The organism is Micromonospora sp. NPDC048040 (genome assembly GCF_055587185.1).
The window spans coordinates 70,986-89,995 of sequence record NZ_JBVJGT010000010.1 but is presented as its reverse complement, the minus strand read 5'-3'; the positions used below and the strand labels follow the sequence as shown (position 1 = coordinate 89,995).

The following is a 19,010-nucleotide window of genomic DNA, read 5'->3' as shown; positions in this document are numbered from 1 at the left end:
GCTCTCAGACGATCGCCATGTCGACGAAGCGCGACAGGTGCAGCTGGGCGGCCACCGTCACGGTGTCGGTCGGGCCATTTCGGTGCTTGGCGACGATGAAATCCGCCTCCCCGGCCCGGGGCGATTCCTTGTCGTAGTAGTCGTCGCGGTGCAGCAGGATGACAACGTCGGCATCTTGCTCAATTGAGCCACTTTCGCGCAAATCAGACAATTGGGGTCGCTTGTCGGTGCGCTGCTCCGGGCCACGGTTCAGCTGGCTCACCGCGATCACCGGGCACTCGACCTCCTTGGCCAGCAGCTTCAGGCCACGGGACAGGTCCGCGACCTCCTGCTGCCGGCTCTCGGTGCGCTTCGGCGAGGTCATCAGCTGGAGGTAGTCGACGACGATCAGCTTGAGGTCGTGCCGCTGCTTGAGCCGCCGCGCCTTGGCCCGGATCTCCATCAGGTTCATGCTCGGCGTGTCGTCGACGAAGAGCGGCGCCTCGCTGATCTCGCCCATGCACCGGGCGAGCTTGGTCCAGTCGTCGTCGGAGAGCTGACCGCTGCGCAGGACGTGCAGCGGCACCCGCGCCTCGGCCGAGAGCAGCCGCATGACGATCTCGACCTTGCTCATTTCCAGCGAGAAGATCGCCGATGCCTGGTTGGCGCGGATAGCCGCGTTTCGGGCAAAGTCCATGCTCGCGGTGCTGTTGTGCGTCGGGATCATCGCCCGACCCGCGAGGTAGAGGTGCTCGGGGTTGTCCACCGTCACGCACCGGACCGGGACGCTCGGCACCGGTCGGACGTCCACGATGAAGCGGGAATTCGTCCGCACGTCCGAACTGGTACGACGCCTCGCAGCGTGAGCCGAGCGCTTCCGCTCCAACCGGAAGATCGGATCCGGGGTGGAGAAGTTCAGCGTGTACGCGATCGACGAATCGGGGCTGCGCCCGGGCACCGCCTTTTCCGTGACAGTGCAGCGGTAGCCCAGACTCACCACGAGCTCCCACACGTCCTCGGCGAGCCGCTTGGAGGTGGAGGTGTACTGGAGGTTACCGGCGGGAGCGACCGTGCCGTCGGTGTCCATCAGGCCCGCCAGCAACGCGCGGCGCTGGGGCTCGGAGGCCCGAAGGTACTCCTGCGGGATGTGCTTGTCCGTCGCCACCCCCAGCCGGCGGAGCAGCGCCAGAAACGAACCGTGCACGACCCTGCAGTCCGCGCAGCGCTTGACGGCAGGGTTCTCCCGAAGTGACCGGGTGGACCGGCCGCAGTTGACACACGTCCGCTCGGTCGATGGCGTCGCCGCCGGCAGAGAGATGCTGTAGAGCATCGGGCCGCTGGGCCGCACCACGAATCCGTCCTGCTCGACAAGGTCCACCATCTCGTCGTCAGCGGTGGCGAACCGGCTGGCGCCGGTGTGCCCGTCACCGAGCCACGCGCCCAGGGTGTAGGGCGGGATCAGCAGGTCGCGCTCCGGCAGTCGCAGGGGACCGCAGTTCTCGACGGCGTGGTTCAACCGCCGGTCGGCCGTGTCGGTACGCAACGTCGCCGCGATCTGGGCAGTGGTCACCACGCCGCCGTGCCGCACCCGGGCACCGGCATTGACGTGCCGCTCGGCCCGCTCGCGCAGCCCAGTCAGCAGTGGCCCTGCCGGGTACCCCGGTGCGCTCCAGTTCTGCGCCTTCCCCGCGCGCGTCACCAGCCGGCTCACCCGCCCCTCGGCGCCGACCTCCCGCGCGACGGTGTGCAGGACGTTGCGGAACTCAGGGCCGACCTGTTCCAGGGCCTGCGCCACGGTGACGAGGCGTCGGGATTCGGCACCGACCGTCGCCTGGGCGGCCCGCACCCTGGACAACGACGACTCCGGCCAGTACTGACGCGTTCGCTGCTCAGGCTGGCTTCGGCTCGCCCGGGTCGTGGTCTTCCACAGGTGCTCCGCGTCCGCGACGATCACCGTGCCGTCGGAAAATTCAACCTCGTAGCACGGCCGGTCGTACATCACCTCGAAGGCGGCGGTAACGGTGGTCGGGCTGCCATCGGCGGCCAGCAGGCGGTCGCCCACGGCGACCTCGCCCATCGTGGTCCATCCGTCCGGGGTTGGCAGCGGCGTGTCGAGGGCGAGCGCCTTACCCAGACCCGGCCGCCCGGCGACGATGATGAGCTGCCCGGCGTGCAGGCCGTTGAGCAGCCGGTCCAGGTCGGTGAAGCCGGTGGGGACGCCGGTCATCACGCCACCCTGGGCACCCACCGCCTCGATCTCGTCGAGCGTCGGCTGGAGCATGTCGGCGAGCACCGCGAAGTCCTCGCTGACGCGGCGCTCGGTGACGTCGTAGACCGCCTGCTGGGCGAGGTCGACGATGTCGTCGACGTCGCGGCTGCCGCCCTGACCCGTGCCGTAGCCCAGTTGCACGATCTTGGTGCCGGCCTCCACCAGCCGCCGCAGGACCGCCCGCTCGCTGACGATCCGCGCGTAGTAGGCGGCGTTCGCGGCGGTCGGCACGCTGGCGATCAGCGTGTGCAGGTAGGGGGCGCCGCCGATCCGGACGAGGTCGCCGGAGTCGGCCAGCGCCGCCGCCACGGTGATCGAGTCGGCCGGCTCGCCCCGACCGTAGATCTCCAGGATGGTGTCGAAGATGGTGGCGTGCACCGGCCGGTAGAAGTCGTTGGTCTTGAGGATCTCGACGACGTCGGCGATGGCGTCCTTGGAGAGCAGCATGCCGCCGAGGACGCACTGCTCGGCAGCGACGTCCTGCGGCGGGGTCTTGTCGAACTGACCGTCGCGCTGGGGCGGCGGGGACGCCTGGCCGCCGCCGGTGCGCTGGTCCGCCCGCATGTCGTCGGTGACCGACACGGGTCCCCCCCTCCACTGCGTCGGATCCAAGGCCAGCTCTACCGCCGGGGTACGACAACCTCGACCTGCCGGTCGATCGGGGGTCATCGCACGGCCGGTCGGGGGGCCCACCTTACGGAACCCGAGGTCAGCCCCTCAACCATGGCAGTGGACGAGCCTCGGGACAACCTGTGGATGCCGGTGGACGACCATGTGCGCAGGGTGTGCACAGGCTGTGGAAAACGGCTGGGGAATTCCCCCAGACAAGCCGCTGAGCTGGGAAAACTCAATCCCCACCCTGTGGAGGAGAAGTTTTCGGTCGAACTGCCCGGTCGAACGTCCCGGGCCCCTTCCAGCGAACGGCTACACCTGGACAGCGGATTGCGCCATCGGTGGGGAAGGGTGACGCTCCGGCCGTGAGTTACCGGGACCGGGGACGCGGAGAGGATGATCCGCGCGAGCGACGGCACGACGAGGACGACCTCGACCGCCGCCGGTCCGGTGGCGGCTGGCGGACCACGGAGAGCACGAGCAGTTGGCGCCGGGTCAGCGAGACGACCTGGCGGAAGGCCCCGGCGGGCGGCGCGGTCCCGGAGTCGGACCACACCGGGGAGTGCAGTTGCCGCTGCCGCCGGAGGTCAGGCCCAGGGCGGTGGAGCCGCTGTGGACGTTCGACCGACCGCAGGAGCGGGGCTACTCGGGGGCGCCGCCGGGCCGACGACCGGGAGGCACGCGGATCGGCGACGGCCTCCTACGCCCGACCGCCCATGGCGCCGCGACGGCGGGCGTCCGAGCCGGGTCGCCCCGTCGCGGGCGTCGACCCCGGCAGCCGTACGCCGTCGGGTCGAGGCCGCCGGGGCGGAAGCCCGGAGCCGCCGCGTCGAGGACGACCTGCTCGATACCGATCCGGGTGGGGGCGTGGCGGCCGGTGCTCTACACCGCCGCCTGCTCCGTGGTGCCGGCGGCGCTGCGGTGGCCTCTCGACGGTCATGATCAGCGCGGTCACCGGGCAGCCGATCGGCTGACGCGCCACCACCCGGCCGGGCCGGCCTGTCGAACGCGAACAGGGCCCGCACCGGTCGGTGCGGGCCCTGTCGTGGTGCTGTGGTGAGGCGTCAGCCCTGGACGACGTTGAGGTCGAACTTGGCGGTCACCTCGGGGTGCAGCTTGATCCGCACCGGGTAGGAGCCGGTCGACTTGATGTGACCGGGCAGCTCCAGCCGACGACGGTCGAGGGCCGGGCCGCCAGCGGCCTTGACGGCGTCGACGATCTCGGCCGGGGTGACCGACCCGAAGAGCCGACCACCGTCACCGGCACGGGCCTTCAGGTTGACCTTGAGGCCCTCGAGCTGGTCCTTGACCTCGTTGGCGTGGCCGAGGTCGCGGATCTCCCGGGCCGAGCGGGCCCGCTTGATGACCGTGACCTGCTTCTCCGCACCCTTGGTCCAGGCGATCGCGAAGCCCTGCGGCAGCAGGTAGTTACGGCCGTAGCCGTTCTTGACCTCGACGATGTCGCCCGGGGCACCGAGGCCGGACACCTCCTGAGTCAGGATGATCTTCATATCGGTGCCTCCTCTCAGCGGGCCGTGGCGGTGTACGGCAGGAGCGCCATCTCGCGGGCGTTCTTGACCGCACGGGCGATCTGCCGCTGCTGCTGCGAGGTCACGCCGGTCACCCGCCGAGCGCGGATCTTACCGCGGTCGGAGATGAACTTGCGCAGCAGCGCGGTGTCCTTGTAATCGATGTAGGTGATCCCGTCCTTGTCGAGCGGGTTCACCTTCTTCTTCGGCTTGCGAAGTGCAGCGGCCTTGGCCATTGCTCGTGCTCCTGGTTTGCGATCGCGGGCGCTCGGCGCCATTAGAACGGGGGCTCCTCGTCGAAGTTTCCGCCACCCGAACCACCGCGCGAGGGTGCCGGAGCGGCCGAGGCCCAGGGGTCGTCGAAGTTGCCTCCGCCGCCCTGGCCACCACCGCCACCGAAGCCGCCGCCACCGCCGCCGGAGCGGGACATCTTCTGCACCTTCGCCGTGGCGTAGCGCAGCGACGGGCCGATCTCGTCGACCTCGAGCTCGATGACGGTGCGCTTCTCGCCCTCACGGGTCTCGTAGGACCGCTGACGCAGCCGGCCGGACACGATCACGCGGGCGCCGCGCTGAAGCGACTCCGCGACGTGCTCGGCGGCCTGCCGCCAGACGGTGCACGAGAGGAACAACGGCTCGCCGTCCTTCCACTCGCCGGACGCCTTGTCCATGAACCGGGGCGTCGAGGCGACCCGGAACTTGGCGACCGCAGCACCGGAAGGGGTGAACCGCAACTCGGGGTCATCGGTCAGGTTGCCGATGACCGTGATGGTGGTGTCTCCTGCCATGACCATCTCCTCGCGCACTCATCAGTTCTGCCGTACAGGCTCTCAGAGCCCTCTGACAGCACCGGTGAGGCTGGTCCGGGTGAACCGGGTTGAATGCTTAGCGCATCTCCGGCCGGATGACCTTGGTGCGCAGCACGGACTCGTTGAGCCGCAGCTGACGGTCCAGCTCGGCCACCGCCGCAGGCGTCGCCTGCAGGTCGATGACGGCGTAGATGCCCTCGGCCTTCTTGTTGATCTCGTACGCGAGGCGCCGGCGGCCCCACACGTCGGTCTTCTCCACCGAGCCACCCGCGGTCCGGATCACGTTCAGGTACGTGTCGAGCGACGGGGCGACGGTGCGCTCCTCGAGGCTGGGGTCGAGGATCACCATGATCTCGTAATGACGCAAGACGTGCTCACCTCCTGTGGGCTAAGCGGCCACGGTCCTTCCGTGACAGGAGGTCGTGCGTCGTGGCCCACGCCGGTCCCGGGGGGACCCGGCCGGACGCGGACAACCGGACCAGGATACCCGGTCCGGACGATCATGCCCGGGGTGGTCGGTCCACCCGCGCCGGGCAGAGGCGACGGGGGCCCGCCTCGACGTCACTGTCGATGCGAGCCCCCGTGCACGAGGCCGCGGGGCGTCCCGTCCGCATTCCTTGGGTGGGACCTGGGGAGGAACGACCACACCGATGAGGTTGGACCGGGGACGCCCCGCGGAGCTTTATCGTGTTGTTACCTGACGTTACAACGGCTCTTGACCCTTGTTGGCGTAAATGGCGGATTTCTCCGAAATTTTTCGGCCGGCCCGGGTACCGGTTCCGGGGTCGACCCCCGTCGCGCCGGGCCGCGCGACGGGGGTGCCCCCGCTTCCCGGGCGGCTCGGCCACCCGGCGGGCGACCTGCGGCCACCTCGCCCGGGAGCACCAACCGTGGATCCCACTCGCATCAACGACCGCCGACGCCGGGAGGTGACGCGGGCACGCTTTCCCACTCCCCACCGCCGTCGCCCCGGCTGTCGGCGCGGCGACGTAGGCTCCCGTGCATGCGTATCGGAGCCCACGTCGATTCGACCGACCCACTGGCGGAGGCGACGGCCCGAGAGGCCGGGGCCGTACAGTTCTTCCTCTCCGACCCGCAGGGGTGGAAAGCCCCGAAGCCCCGGGAGGACGCGGAGCGGCTGCGGGCGGCGGACGTCGACCTCTACGTCCACGCGCCGTACGTCATCAACGTCGCGACCCTGAACAACCGGATCCGGATTCCCAGCCGGAAGCTGCTGCTCGGGCACGCCCAGGCGGCCGCCGCCATCGGCGCGAAGGGGCTGATCGTGCACGGCGGGCACGTCAACGCGGGGGACGACCTCGCCGTCGGGTTCGACAACTGGCGCAAGACCTTCGCGTACGCGGCGGACTCGGGCGGCTTCGAGCTGCCGGTCCTGATCGAGAACACCGCCGGTGGCGACAACGCGTGCGCCCGGCGGCTCGACGCGCTGGCCCGGCTCTGGGACGCCGTGGGCGACTACGAGGTGGGCTTCTGCCTGGACACCTGCCACGCGCACGCCGGCGGCGAGGAGCTGCTCGGTCTGGTCGACCGGGTCAAGGCGATCACCGGACGGATCGACCTGGTGCACGCCAACAACTCCAAGGGAGCGTTCAACTCCGGGCAGGACCGGCACGACAACCTCGACGGCGGGACGATCGACCCCGAACTGCTGGTGGCGGTGATCCGCGCGGCCGACGCGCCGGTGATCGTCGAGACCCCGGGCGGCGTCGAGGGTCAGGGCGCCGACATCACCTTCCTGCGTGACCGGCTCGGCGCGGAGCGCCCCGCCGGATGACGACCGACCAGTCCGCCACCGGCGGCCCCCATCCCGCCGCCGACCGGTCGGCGGCTTCCGGCAGCGACGCGCCGGCCAGCCCATCCTCGGGCCCGACCACCTCCACCGACGCCGCGCGCGGGAACGTTTCCGACCCGGCCGGCCCGGCCAGCGACACGGGTGGCGGCACCGCGCCGACGGCCGGTGCTGCCGCCGCGGCCCGCTCCAGCGACAAGGACCCGGCGACCGGGGACGCCCGCGGCACGAGCGGCAGGGACAACGACCGGCCGGGCACGGTCAGCGGCACCGGCGACGCCAAGGCCGGCGACGCCCCGAACAGCGGAGACGCCAGGACCAGGCTCGGCGACGCCGGAACCAAGCCCGGTGACGCCGGCACCAGCGACGACGTCAAGGCCGACGGCGACGTCAAGGCCGACGCCGGGGGCGGCAGGGCCAAAAACGCCGACGGCAGGGACCGCAAGGACGGTGCCGCCGAGGACGGTGCCGCCAAGGCCGGCACGGACAAGGCCGGCGACGGCAAGGCCGGCACGGACAAGGACGGCGACGGCAAGGAGAGCGGCAAGGCCGAGGAGGGCGGCAAGGAGGCGGGGAAGCCGGACCGGTGGGCCGCCTTCGCGTCCGCCCCGGAACCCCGGCCGAGTTGGGTACGGCGTGCCGCCCGGGCGGTCGGTCGCGTGCTGATCCACGAGTGGACGCTCGCGACGCTCGGCTCGCTGGCGCTGGCCGTCCTGATGACCTGGCCGACCCTGCGCTACCCGTTGCACACCCTCCCGCAGGACTACTGGGACCCGAGCCTGCAGGCGTGGCAGATGGCCTGGTCCGGGCACATCCTGCTGACCAACCCGGCGCAGCTCTGGCAGTCGAACACCTTCTTCCCGGAGGACTGGAGCTTCGCCTTCTCCGACACGCTGCTCGGCTACGCCCCGGCGGGCATGATCGGCACCGGCCCCGAGGCCGCCGTGCTGCGCTACAACATCATGTTCGTGCTGGCCCACGCGCTCGCCACGCTCGGGGCGTACGCGCTGGCCCGCCAGCTCGGCGCGGGCCGGATCGGCGGGGCGGTGGCCGGGGTCGGCTACGCCTACGCGCCCTGGCTGCTCGCGCAGGCCGGGCACCTGCACGTGATCTCCAACGGCGGCATCCCGCTGGCGCTGGCCATGCTGGCGCGAGGGCACGGCTACTCGTTCCGCCACGGCTACCGCCCGGAGCGCCGGCACGACGGCTGGGTCTACACCGGCTGGCTGGTGGCCGCCTGGCAGCTCAGCCTGGGCTTCGGCATCGGGCTGCCGTTCGCGTACTTCCTCGGCGGCACGGTGGTCGTCGCCGCCGTGACCTGGTACGTCCGGCGAACCTGGTTCTGGGCCGTGAAGCGCCCGTTCGGGCGCCGGCTGCTGGCCGCGGACCTGGTCGGCGGGCTGCTCTTCGCCGGTGTCGGCGCGCTGTTGGCGGTTCCGTACTTCACCGTGAAGGAGCAGCACCCGCAGGCGGAGCGGACGGTCGGCGACATCGGCATCTTCTCCCCGCCGGCGAGCGGCTTCTTCACCGCGCCTGCCGAGTCGCGTGTCTGGGGCGAGCTGCACGAGGGCGCGCGGGCGGCGCTGCCCTGGCACCCGGAGATGACCCTGCTGCCCGGGTTCGTGCTCTACGCGCTCGCCGCCGGCGGGCTCTTCTTCTCCGTCTGGAAGCTGCGCCACCGGCTGCTGCTGCTCGCCGGGGTGGTGGTGACCATGGTGCTCGCCATGGGCACCCGGTTCTTCGACGGCACGTACACCTACGTGCCGCTCTTCGAGCACCTGCCCGGGTGGAGCGGTCTGCGCACCCCCGGCCGGCTGATGCTCTGGACCACGCTGCTGCTCGGGCTGCTCGCGGCGGGCGCGGTCAGCGCGTTCGCCACGCGGGTGCGGGAGATCTGCGCCGAGCGGATCCCCTCCTGGCCGGGCCCGTGGCTGCGACTGGCCACCCTGCTGCCGCTGGTGCTGGTGATCGCCGAGGGCCTGAACGTCACGCCGCACCCGGTCGTGCCGCAGCAGCCCGCCGCGATGCGGACCGTGGACGGCCCGCTGCTGGTGCTGCCGAGCAGCCAGAACCTCGACCAGCCCGTGATGCTCTGGTCCACGACCAGGTTCCAGGACGTGGTCAACGGAGGCAGCGGCTTCACCCCGCACCAGCTCGACGAGGTGCGCCGGGTGACGCTCTCCTTCCCGGATCAGACCAGCGTCGACTACCTGCGCATCCTCGGCGTCCGCAACGTGCTGCTGATGCGCGACCAGATCGCCGGCACGCCGTGGGAGGTCACGGTCGACGCGCCGGTCGACGGCCTGGGCATCACCCGCGAGGAGATCGGCCAGGTGGTGGTCTACCGGCTCTGACCCGCGTGCCGCCGGCCGCCCCGAGGTGTCGCTTCGGGGTGGCCGGCGGGACGGGTCACGCCGGGAGGGGTGCCGGCTCGGCGGGGGCGGTGGGCCGGCGCCGCCAGCGGTCGAGCCAGGGTGCGTCCGGCGCGCCGTCGAGGAGACCACCGTCCGGGTCGTCGGCGTACGTGGCGCGCACCGGGTCGAGTTCCGGCCGCAGGATCTCCCGCACGACCAGCACGCAGAGCACCACCACGGTGGTCAGGCGTAGCGTGGCCGCCAGCACGAAGACGCCCTCCGGGAAGACCGGCTTGCCGGTCGACGCGCCGAGCAGTTCCCCGTAGAAGGCCGCGAAGTAGCAGACCTCGGCCACCTGCCAGGCCAGGAAGGCGCCCCACCTGGGGCGGGCCAGCACCACCAGCGGCAGCAGCCAGAGCACGAACTGCTGCGACCACACCTTGCTGAAGATCAGGAACGCGGCGACCACCAGGAACGCGAGCTGGGCGAGCCGTGGGCGGCGCGGCGCCAGCAGCCCCAGCGCGGCCACCCCGAGGCAGGCCAGCCCGAAGAGGGCGTACGACAGGGCGTTCAGCGCCGGGATGTTGACGTTCAGCCACTCGAAGGGCCCGAGGTCGGCGGGGTTGGCGCTACCGACCTTTCCGTCCAGGTAGCGCCCGATGTACCAGAGGGTGCCCCAGTCGATCGGCCGGGTCGAGTTCAGCTCGAAGAAGCGGTCCCAGTTCTCCCGGTACGGGACGGCGACCGGCAGGTTCACGGCGACCAGGGACACCAGGGCCGCGCCGAGGGCGGTGAGGGCGGCGCGGAGCCGCCCGGCGCGCAGCGCCAGCACCAGGATCGGGCCGAGGACGAACAGCGGCCACATCTTGGCCGCCCCGGCGAGGCCGAGCAGGACGCCGGCGAGCAGGGGCCGGCTGCGGGCCCAGGCGAACAGGCCGAACGCGGCCAGCCCGATCGCGAGGAGGTCCCAGTTGACGGTGGCGGTGAGCATCAGCGCGGGGGCGAGCGCGAAGAGCGCGGCGTCCCAGGGTCGTCGGCGGCGCAGGGCGAGGATCACCGCCACCGTGGCGACCGCCAGCGCGCCGAGCACCAGCGCGTTCAGGTTGTAGAACCACTGGCCCTGGTTGATCCCCGGGTCGTTCTCGCCGAGGGCGTGCACGGGCAGGCCGAGCGCGCCCATGAAGTAGCCGGTGAGCACCGGGTACTCGACGGGGTGGTCCCGGTAGGGCACCGCGCCCTCGTTGAGCCGCTCGGCGTAGTAGAGCGCCAGCACGTCGGTGTAGCAGAACCGGGTGTACTGCACGTTGTTCTGCCAGGCGCCGTCCTGGCAGGGCGACTTTTGCACCCAGTGCAGCGCCAGCGTCAGGCAGACCAGGGCCAGGACGATCCTGGCCGCCGTCCAGAACCGGCTCTCCCGCCCGGCGGGTCGCTCGAGCGCGACGGCGTGGTCGCCCAACGGGCCGCCGATGACGCCGGAGACGCCCCGGACGAAGCCGTCGGACCGGGACGGATGGTCGGCGGCACCGGCGTCGTCGATGCCTCGCGTCGGCTGCGTGCTCATGAGGGTGCATCCTGCCGTACGACCGGCCTCCGCGTCCCCTTCAGCACCCGACACGTCGGTACGCGGAAACGCCGCCGGCGGCCGGACAGGTCGTCCGGCCGCCGGCGGCGTTCGTGGGCTCAGTCGTCGTCGGGTCGGGGTGTGAGGCTCGGGAGCAGCCCGTCACCGCCGCCCCCGCCACCCGGCCGCGGACCGGTCGGGTCGGTGGGTTCGGTCGGCGTGGGGTTGTTGCCACCGCCGTTGTTGCCACCGTTGTTGCCGCCGTTGTTGCCGCCGTTGTTGCCGCCCGGGCAGGGGAACAGGCCGGTCGGATCGCAGGGCGGCTGGGTCGGCTGGATCGGCGGGGGCGTCTCGCCGTTGCCGGAGTTGGGGTCGCCGATGTTCGCCGCTGGCGGGAAGTCCTTCTTCTCCCGATAGTTGTCCGAGGTCTTGTGCGCCTCTTCCATGAACCGCTCCCAGATGTCACCGGGAAGGTTGGAACCGCTTACCCGACGGCCGTCCTTCAGCTTGAGCGGCAGTCGGTTCTGCAGGTTGCCGACCCAGACCGCGGTGGCGATCTGGGGCGTGTAACCGATCATCCAGGCGTCGCCGTTCTCCGGGCTGTCCGGCTTCTGCTCCCAGGTGCCGGTCTTGGAGGCCGCCTTACGGTCGTTCTCCAACCGGTGGTTGACCTGCGCCGGGTACTGCTCCAGCACCGAGGTCACGTCGGCCACGACGTCCTTCTCGATGCGCTGCTTCGGGGTGAGCTTCTCCCCGCCGACCTTCTTCCACTTACCGGTTACCTCGTCCCGCTCCTCCACCGAGTAGAGGAAGTGGGCCTTGTTGTAGACCCCCTCGTTGGCGAAGGTGGCGACGCCGTTGGCGTGGTCGAGGACGGTGACCGGGTACTGGCCGTAGCCGACCACGTGGAAGAACGGGCTTGGCGCGATCTTCTTCGGATCGGTCTTGGTCAGGTCGTACGCCTTCGCCGGGTTGGTGTCCGTCCGCCACATGGTGGTGACGCCGGCGTCGGCGGCCGTCTTGATGACCTTGTCCGGCCCGATCTCCTGGGTCACGTGGTAGAAGGGCACGTTGAGCGACTTCAGCGTGGATTCCTTCAGGGTGCAGGAGTCGCCGCACTTCGGGTTGTCGACGCCCGCGTTGCTGACCTTGAACTCGGTGCCCTCCGGGGTGAACGCCCGGCCCTTCCAGCGCGACTCCAGAGCCTTCTGCTCCCGGAGTGCCGCGGCCAGGGTGTAGATCTTGAAACTGGAGCCCGGCGAGTGACCGCCGGTGACGTTGCCGTTGGCGTCGGTGTTCTTGCCGGCGTAGTCGGTGCCGGTGCCGTTGTCGCCGCCGTAGTAGGCGAGCACCCGGCCGTTGTCCGGGTTGATGGCCACCACCGCCGCCATCAGGTTCTTCGGCTGGCCGGCGAGCTCGGAGCCCTTGGTCTTGCGCTGGGCCGTCTCGACCGCCGCCTTCTGGATCTTCGTGTCGATCGTGGTACGGATCCGGTAGCCGCCGGACATCAGCGCCTGCGAGCAGAGCTTCTTCTCATCGGTGACCTGGGTCTCGTCGTCGACGCAGAGCCCCTGGTCCCGCATCTCCTGCTTGACGTAGTTGATCACGTTGCCGTACGGGGTGTTGACGCCGTAGTCGAGACCGGCGCCACCCTGGTTCGGCTTCTTCACCGTTGGGTACTCGGTCGGCGCCGCCGGCTTGCCCGGGGCGTTCAGCATGCCCTCTTCGATCATGGCGCGGATCACGTCGTCCCAGCGGGACTTGGCCTCGGTCGGATTGAACGCCGGGTCGTAGCCCTTGTGGCCCGCGCCGGCCTCGGGCTGCTTGATCAGCGCGGCGAGGACCGCCCCCTCGGCGACGCTCAGGTCCTTCGCCGGCTTGCCGAAGTAGGTCTGCGCCGCCGCCTCGATGCCGTGCGCGCCCCGCCCGAGGTAGATGATGTTCAGGTAGTGCTGCATGATCTGGGGCTTGGTGTACTCGTCGTTCAACTTGGAGGCGAAGATCGCCTCCTTGACCTTCCGGGCGTAGGTGTCGTCCTTCAGGTTGTCGTACGCGTTGCGGGCGTACTGCTGGGTGATGGTCGAGGCGCCCTGCTTGTGGCCGCCGGTGAGGTTGTTCCACGCGGCGCGGGCGATGCCCTTGTAGTCCACACCCGAGTGCTTGTAGAAGTTCCGGTCCTCGATCGCCACGACCGCGTCCTGCACATGCTTCGGGATCTGATCGATGGTGACCAGGGTCCGGTTCTGCGTGCCGACCTTCGCGATGACCGTCTTGTTGTCGAACGCGTAGAGGGTGGTCGCCTGCGGCGGCGTGGTGTCCTCGGGGAGCACGACGGTGGTCGAGTAGTAGGTGAAGCCCACCACGCCGAGGCCCGCGAGCATGATGACGACCGCGAACGCGGCGATCAGCAGGTTCACCCGCTTGCGCTTCTTCGCCCGCGCCGCCTTGGCCGGGTCGCCCGCGCCGCGACCGCCACGGCCGGGGCCGGTCGGCCCGCCGGGGCCACCCGAGACCGGGGAGACGCTCGCCCGCGCCGACGCCCGGCCGACGGACGCCGATCCGACGCTGGCCCGCCCGGCCGAGGCGGCGCCGACGGCCGCGGCGCCCACTGTGGCGCGGCCGGCCGATCCGCCGGCCGCCGGGGAGACCGGCACCGATGCGCGGCCCGCTCCCGCCCGGCCCGCGCCCGGTGCCGGGGAGACCGGGACGGAGGCCCGGCCGGCGCCGGCACGACCGGCGGAGGCGGAGCCCACCGAAGCCGAGCCGGCGGCCGGACCGCGCGGCGGCACGGACGCCGAGCCGCCGACCGAGGCCCGCCCCCCGGCGGCACCCCGGGGCGCGACCGAGGCGCGACCGGGTGCCGTACCCTCCTGTGCAGCAGACCAACCGCCCCCGCGGGCGTCACCGCCGAGGTCGCCGTGCCGGCCCGGAATATGGGCCCGCCCGCGCGGGGAACTGGGATCGCCGTACGAGTTCATTCCTCACACCCTGCCGTCGCGGTGGGGCGCAACCGCGCCGCCACCGGTTTGCCGTGAGATGGGACACCCGCCGGTGTGGCACAAGCGTGCCGGTCGACCGGTGTCAGTTGTGAATCAATCGGGCCAATCAGACCAACGAGTCGTCGGTCACCCCGGGCGCGCGCGTGCTGGCCGGGGTCGGCCGATCGAGCCAGGATCACCGTTGCGCCTCTCGCCTCCGTCGACCGACGGCACCGGTGCCCGAGGCGGCCGCGCCGCCCACCGCGTCCTGCTCCGGCCCGCCCTCGGCGCCCTCGGCCAGCCCGTCCCGGCCGAGCAGGTACTGCTCGACGAGATGGTTCCAGTCACAGCCGAGGCACACCTCCACCACGAAGACCTGGAACTCACGCAGCGTCATCGCCAGCACGGGCAACTCGGCCAGCGTCCGGGCCTGGCCGGCGGACTGCTTGAGTTCGTCGCCGTAAATGTAGTGGACGCGCGTCAGGTTCTCGCTCCGGCAGATCGGGCACCGCTCGTCCGTCGGTTCGCCGTGGTAGCGGGCGGCGTTCTTCAGGTACGGCGACGCGTCGCAGACGTCGTACGTGCCGACCCGACCGGCGAGGAGCTCACGCAGCACCGCTCGCTTCCGAAGCGAGTAGTCCACCACCTGGCGCTGCGTACGCATGCGGAAGAGGGTACGCGGTCCGGCCGGACGGGGCGACCACGGTGACGATGCGTGACCACAGAACCCCGCAAACGGGGGTTTGCCCTGATCACGGTGATCCGCTAGCGTGCGATGTATCGGTCCGATACATCGCGGCGGTTACCACTCCGCGTAGAGGGTACAGAGAGGATGGCCCGTGCTCGAGCTCGCCATCCTCGGCCTCCTGCAGGAGTCTCCGATGCACGGCTACGAGCTGCGCAAGGAGCTGACCGCCAAGCTCGGGGCGATCCGGGCGGCGATCAGCTACGGCTCGCTCTACCCGACCCTGCGTCGGTTGCAGGCGGCGGGGTGGATCACCGAGGCCGCCGAGACACCCGCCACCGCCGAGGAGGTTCCCGCGCTGACCAGCCGACGAGGTCGGGTGGTCTACAAAATCACCGCGGAGGGCAAGGAACGCTTCGCCCAACTGATCGCACAGGCCGGGCCCGAGACGTACGACGACACGGGCTTCGGCGTGCACTTCGCGTTCTTCGCCCGGACCGACCAGGCGACCCGACTCCGCATCCTGGAGGGTCGCCGGCGAAAGATCGAGGAGCGTCGCGAGGGGCTTCGCGACGTGCTCGGCCGCGCGGCCGAACGCCTCGACGCGTACACGCTGGAACTGCAGCGCCATGGCTTGGACGCCTGTGAGCGCGAGGTCCGCTGGCTGGAGGAGCTCATCGCCAACGAGCGCTCCGGCCGTGCCCCGACGGTCCCGGAAACCGGGACGGCCGGCGGCCGACGAGAAGACAACAGCCCGCCTCCGCCTGGAGAGTCCAGGAAAGAGCGGCCGTGATGAAGAAGAAGGAGGCAGACGCTATGGGCTCCGTCCGCGTCGCCATCGTCGGTGTGGGTAACTGCGCCTCGTCCCTCGTGCAGGGCGTGGAGTACTACCGGAACGCCGACCCGAACGACCGCGTCCCGGGTCTCATGCACGTCACCTTCGGCGACTACCACGTCTCGGACGTGCAGTTCGTCGCGGCGTTCGACGTGGACGCCAAGAAGGTGGGCATGGACCTCGCCGAGGCGATCGTCGCCAGCGAGAACAACACCATCAAGCTCTGCGACGTGCCGCCGACCGGCGTGACCGTGCAGCGCGGCCCGACCTTCGACGGTCTGGGCCAGTACTACCGCGAGATCGTCGAGGAGTCCGACGCCGAGCCGGTCGACGTGGCGCAGGCGCTGCGCGACGCGCAGGTCGACGTCGTCGTCTCCTACCTGCCGGTCGGCTCCGAGCAGGCCGACAAGTTCTACGCGCAGGCCGCGATCGACGCCGGCTGCGCGTTCGTGAACGCCCTGCCGGTCTTCATCGCCTCCGACCCCGAGTGGGCGAAGAAGTTCGAGGACGCGGGCCTGCCGATCGTCGGTGACGACATCAAGAGCCAGGTCGGCGCCACCATCGTGCACCGCGCGCTGGCGAAGCTCTTCGAGGACCGCGGGGTCGAGCTGCTGCGCACGTACCAGCTCAACTTCGGCGGCAACATGGACTTCATGAACATGCTGGAGCGCAACCGGCTGGTCTCGAAGAAGATCTCGAAGACCCAGTCGGTCACGTCCCAGATCCCGCACGAGATGAGCAAGAGCGACGTGCACATCGGCCCGTCGGACCACGTGCCGTGGCTCGACGACCGCAAGTGGGCGTACATCCGTCTGGAGGGTCGCTCCTTCGGCGACACCCCGCTCAACGCCGAGCTCAAGCTCGAGGTGTGGGACTCGCCGAACTCGGCCGGCGTGATCATCGACGCCGTCCGCGCCGCGAAGATCGCGCTGGACCGGAAGATCGGCGGCCCGATCCTGTCGGCCTCGTCGTACTTCATGAAGTCCCCGCCGGTGCAGTACGCCGACCACGACGCGCACGCCGCCGTCGAGGCGTTCATCGCCAGTGAGGTCGAGCGCTGACGCGCCGACCACCAGCACCACCGAAGGCCGGGTCCACACGGACCCGGCCTTCGCCGTGTCCGGCTCTCCCACCGTCGTACGCGCGACGACCACCGACGTCACACGGGGTCGAGCGATCGGCGACGCGCGGTTAGGCTGATCGCCGTGACGTCCGTCCCACGTCCCGGCCGCCGAGCGGCACGATGGGCGATCGGCGCGGTCGCCGGCACCGTGCTTCTTCCGGTCCTCGCCGGCTGCGCGGCTCCGGGCACCAGTCCAAGCACCGGTCCAGGCACCGCTCCGGCCTCCGCACCGAGCGGCAGCATCGCACCGACCCTGCCGACCACCTCCGCGACGGTCGCCGCGGCCCGCTGCGCCGGCGCGAGAACCCCCGTCGCGCGCCCAGGAGGGGTCACCCGGACCGCCGACGGCGCCCCGACCGCCGTGCCGAGCCGACCGGGCGGCGGCCAGCCACTGACCGACGAGCAGCAGCGCGCGGAGGAGTTCCGCCGTCAGCAGGCGGCCAACGACGCCTTCCGGCAGCGCGGCACGCTCGATGCGGAGGCGGCCAGCGGTGCCCGAGCCTGCGCGGCGGAAGTCATGCGGAGCCTCAACCTCCTGACCGTCGGTGGGCGGGAGGACCCCGGGGAGGAATCCGTCCGACGGGCCGTCGCCGCGACCGGGCTGACCGAGGTCACCGTCCGGCCGCCGGGCCGGCTCGACCTCGGCCCCGGTGACGGCCTGCTCTTCGCGGGATGGACCGGCCGGGCGTGCGTCTTCGGCAGCGTCCGCGCGGGCGACGTCGCCGTGGAGATCGGCACCCGCATCGCCGACGGCGGCTGCCTGCCCGCCCCGGACTGACCTCGCCGGGTGCCGGCGGGACGGCTCCGCCCCAGATCGGCAGCAGCCGGGCGCAGGGCGACCCGCGTCAGGACCAGGCGCGCCGCAGGGCGACCCCGGCCTCCAGTTCGAGCAGCGTCACCTTGCGGTCCAGGCCGCCGCCGAAGCCGACCAGCTTGCCGCCCGCCCCGACGATCCGGTGGCACGGCACGAGCACCGGGATCGGGTTGCGGTTGCAGGCCACCCCGACCGCGCGGGCGGCGCCCTGGTCGCCTAGCCGCCGGGCCACCTCGCCGTAGGTGAGCGTCTCCCCGTACGGGATGCGGGTCATCTCCCGCCAGACGCCGCGCTCGAAGTCGGAGCCGCCCGGCACCGCCAGCGGCACCGCGAACTCGGTCAGCTCGCCGGCGAAGTACGCCCGCAGCTCCGTCACGGCCTGCCGGGCCGTCTCGTCGCCCGGCTCCTCGTCGGCCGTGCCGACCCGGCCGAAGTGGGCCCGGCACACGTGTGTCCCGTCGGTGGCGACGGAGAACTCACCGATCGGGGAGTCGAGCACGGTCCAGCGCATCTCCCCATTGTCCCGGTCGCGTCCGGCCTCGCTGGTGCGCCCCGGCGACGCCGTCGGGTGGCCGCCGGCATCCCGCCCCGGACGGCCGCTCAGAGCAGGGTGAAGCCGAGCAGCAGGGCACCGGCGCTGAGGCTGGCGCCGCCCGCGACGGTCAGCCAGATCAGTTTGTTGGGCCTGGTGTCCTGCGGCCGGGCCACCGAGAGGAAGAAGCCGAGCGGCATCAGGATCGGCGCCGCCACGAGCAGGGTGCGGATGAGCGTGCGGGTGCCGTCGGACGCGTCGGCCTGGTCGACGTAGGGCAGTACGGCCAGCGCGAAGAGGACCAGCACCCCGGCGTGCGCGTGGCCGGCGGTCCACAGGCCCCGGCGGACCGGGTTGTCGAGGTAGCCGGCCTTGCGCCGGGTCAGGTGCATGAGCAGGGTCAGCCCGCCGTACGCCACCGTGACGACGGTGATCAGCAGGATGCCTGCGGTGGTCAGGGTTGCCGAGGACATGGACACCTCCGTCTTGTCGTTGTCAAGATTGGCTGCTCGCCGGAGTCTTGTCAACAGCTAGATTCCGCGTCGGGCGGGTTCGGTGGCACGTTGCGCCAGATCGATACGGTGCAGGTCGTGGCCACGGGGACACTGATCTTCCTCATCATCGGCGGAGCGGGCGTCGCGGTGCTGGCGCTCGCCCTGCTCGGCACCGAGCTGCTGCACTTCGGCAACCCGGACTTCGACGGTCCCGTGTCGGTCGAGGCGGTCGCCGGGTTCACCGGGGCGCTCGGCTTCGGCGCCGCGATCGCCAACGAGCTGCTCGGCGGGCGTACCCCCGCGATGATCGCGGTGGCGCTGACCGGCGGCGTCGTCGCGGCCGTGCCCACCGCGTGGGCGGCGTCCCGGCTGAGCCGGGCGGCCCGCGACATGCGCACCGACCCCACCCCCACCCGCCACCACCTGGTCGGCGCGCTCGGCCTGGTGGTCACCCCGGTGCCCGCCGACGGCTACGGCGAGGTCCGGGTCCGGGTGGCCGGCCAGCCGGTCAAGCTCAACGCCCGGGCCGACCGACCGATCCCGGTCGGTGCCCAGATCTTCGTGGTCGAGGCGCTCAGCGAGACCAGCGTGCACGTCGAAACCTACTGAACCCCCTCATAGCAGATC

The 19,010-nt window shown here is 71.3% G+C and carries 16 protein-coding genes; 6 read left to right on the top strand and 10 right to left on the bottom strand.

The window, feature by feature from the left end; all coding sequences use genetic code 11:
- Positions 1–4: 4 nt before the first annotated feature.
- The 5 genes from dnaB to rpsF form a co-directional block, all read right to left on the bottom strand.
- Positions 5–2,830 (bottom strand): replicative DNA helicase, encoded by a 2,826-nt coding sequence (gene dnaB, locus ACZ6O2_RS13395; protein WP_466023008.1) that lies wholly within the window; start codon positions 2,828–2,830, stop codon positions 5–7.
- Positions 2,831–3,924: 1,094 nt separating this feature from the next.
- A complete protein-coding gene (gene rplI, locus ACZ6O2_RS13390; RefSeq protein ID WP_350702491.1) occupies positions 3,925–4,371 on the bottom strand; it encodes a 50S ribosomal protein L9 in 447 nt (148 codons plus the stop codon).
- Positions 4,372–4,385: 14 nt separating this feature from the next.
- A complete protein-coding gene (rpsR, locus tag ACZ6O2_RS13385) occupies positions 4,386–4,625 on the bottom strand; it encodes a 30S ribosomal protein S18 (protein ID WP_007073789.1) in 240 nt (79 codons plus the stop codon).
- A gap of 41 nt (positions 4,626–4,666) precedes the next feature.
- Entirely contained in the window at positions 4,667–5,194 is a 528-nt protein-coding gene (locus ACZ6O2_RS13380) for a single-stranded DNA-binding protein (protein WP_176731587.1), read from the bottom strand.
- Between the two features lie 79 nt (positions 5,195–5,273).
- Positions 5,274–5,564: a 30S ribosomal protein S6 gene (rpsF, locus tag ACZ6O2_RS13375; RefSeq protein ID WP_076468436.1), complete on the bottom strand. Its 291-nt coding sequence runs from the start codon at positions 5,562–5,564 to the stop codon at positions 5,274–5,276.
- A 636-nt stretch (positions 5,565–6,200) separates the two neighbouring features.
- Between rpsF and ACZ6O2_RS13370 the strand changes: the two genes are divergently transcribed.
- Together ACZ6O2_RS13370 and ACZ6O2_RS13365 are read left to right on the top strand one after the other, a co-directional pair.
- Positions 6,201–6,992, top strand: a complete 792-nt coding sequence (locus ACZ6O2_RS13370) for a deoxyribonuclease IV (RefSeq protein WP_466023007.1) — start codon at positions 6,201–6,203, stop codon at positions 6,990–6,992.
- Complete coding sequence (locus ACZ6O2_RS13365) at positions 6,989–9,361, top strand: hypothetical protein (RefSeq protein WP_466023006.1); 2,373 nt, start codon at positions 6,989–6,991, stop codon at positions 9,359–9,361. The genes ACZ6O2_RS13370 and ACZ6O2_RS13365 overlap by 4 nt, the downstream gene beginning before the upstream one ends.
- Before the next feature lie 55 nt (positions 9,362–9,416).
- Here the strand turns inward: ACZ6O2_RS13365 and ACZ6O2_RS13360 are convergent, their stop codons facing one another.
- From ACZ6O2_RS13360 to ACZ6O2_RS13350, 3 genes are all read right to left on the bottom strand, one after another.
- Positions 9,417–10,922 carry a glycosyltransferase family 87 protein gene (locus ACZ6O2_RS13360; protein ID WP_466023005.1) on the bottom strand — a complete coding sequence of 502 codons (1,506 nt, stop codon included), beginning with the start codon at positions 10,920–10,922 and terminating at the stop codon, positions 9,417–9,419.
- A 119-nt stretch (positions 10,923–11,041) separates the two neighbouring features.
- The gene (locus ACZ6O2_RS13355) at positions 11,042–13,900 is read right to left on the bottom strand and encodes a transglycosylase domain-containing protein (RefSeq protein ID WP_466023004.1); all 2,859 of its coding nucleotides are present in this window, start codon (positions 13,898–13,900) and stop codon (positions 11,042–11,044) included.
- A gap of 196 nt (positions 13,901–14,096) precedes the next feature.
- Positions 14,097–14,564, bottom strand: a complete 468-nt coding sequence (locus ACZ6O2_RS13350; protein WP_350702483.1) for a DUF5318 domain-containing protein — start codon at positions 14,562–14,564, stop codon at positions 14,097–14,099.
- A 175-nt stretch (positions 14,565–14,739) separates the two neighbouring features.
- Between ACZ6O2_RS13350 and ACZ6O2_RS13345 the strand changes: the two genes are divergently transcribed.
- From ACZ6O2_RS13345 to ACZ6O2_RS13335, 3 genes are all read left to right on the top strand, one after another.
- Complete coding sequence (locus ACZ6O2_RS13345) at positions 14,740–15,378, top strand: PadR family transcriptional regulator (RefSeq protein ID WP_350677787.1); 639 nt, start codon at positions 14,740–14,742, stop codon at positions 15,376–15,378.
- Positions 15,379–15,401: 23 nt separating this feature from the next.
- Positions 15,402–16,481 carry an inositol-3-phosphate synthase gene (locus tag ACZ6O2_RS13340; protein ID WP_466023003.1) on the top strand — a complete coding sequence of 360 codons (1,080 nt, stop codon included), beginning with the start codon at positions 15,402–15,404 and terminating at the stop codon, positions 16,479–16,481.
- Between the two features lie 144 nt (positions 16,482–16,625).
- Entirely contained in the window at positions 16,626–17,321 is a 696-nt protein-coding gene (locus ACZ6O2_RS13335; protein ID WP_466023002.1) for a hypothetical protein, read from the top strand.
- A 67-nt stretch (positions 17,322–17,388) separates the two neighbouring features.
- Here the strand turns inward: ACZ6O2_RS13335 and ACZ6O2_RS13330 are convergent, their stop codons facing one another.
- Both ACZ6O2_RS13330 and ACZ6O2_RS13325 read right to left on the bottom strand, forming a co-directional pair.
- The gene (locus ACZ6O2_RS13330; RefSeq protein WP_350702479.1) at positions 17,389–17,868 is read right to left on the bottom strand and encodes a methylated-DNA--[protein]-cysteine S-methyltransferase; all 480 of its coding nucleotides are present in this window, start codon (positions 17,866–17,868) and stop codon (positions 17,389–17,391) included.
- Positions 17,869–17,957: 89 nt separating this feature from the next.
- Complete coding sequence (locus ACZ6O2_RS13325; protein WP_466023001.1) at positions 17,958–18,362, bottom strand: hypothetical protein; 405 nt, start codon at positions 18,360–18,362, stop codon at positions 17,958–17,960.
- Positions 18,363–18,470: 108 nt separating this feature from the next.
- Between ACZ6O2_RS13325 and ACZ6O2_RS13320 the strand changes: the two genes are divergently transcribed.
- Complete coding sequence (locus ACZ6O2_RS13320) at positions 18,471–18,992, top strand: hypothetical protein (protein ID WP_350702722.1); 522 nt, start codon at positions 18,471–18,473, stop codon at positions 18,990–18,992.
- The last annotated feature ends 18 nt before the right edge of the window (positions 18,993–19,010 follow it).